This window comes from uncultured Aquimarina sp. (assembly GCF_947492115.1).
In the GTDB taxonomy this organism is placed as follows: Bacteria; Bacteroidota; Bacteroidia; order Flavobacteriales; family Flavobacteriaceae; genus Aquimarina.
Genome location: NZ_CANLMM010000056.1, coordinates 1 through 305, shown reverse-complemented (window position 1 = coordinate 305; position 305 = coordinate 1). Strand labels below are relative to the sequence as shown.

Here is a 305-nt window from a genome sequence, read left to right as displayed (position 1 = left end):
TTTCCAATCAACTTACTAATTTTTCTTTCGTCAATATTTTTTTCCGTTAATATCATTCCTGCTTGTACCTAACGTTTAATATATGTGTCGTAGCAGGGCAAAATGTTACTCTGCTTTTCGATTTTTCTGCGCATTGGTTGCTAACTTTTCCATTCTGCAAGCATTGCGCCTTACCAAAAATACAACAACCAATCGATTGATCACTTTGCTGCTATGGCACATATATCGTGTTATCGTGCGTTTATTTTTTTCAGTCACTAACCTTACTAGACTAGCCATGCAAGGTGATATTACTTGCGTTATTA

The 305-nt window shown here is 35.7% G+C and carries 1 protein-coding gene; it reads right to left on the bottom strand.

Going from position 1 to position 305, the window contains the following annotated elements; genetic code table 11:
- Positions 1-105: 105 nt before the first annotated feature.
- Positions 106-305 (bottom strand): hypothetical protein (locus Q1A73_RS24505; protein WP_299611466.1); only part of this gene is annotated, 200 nt, incomplete at its 5' end.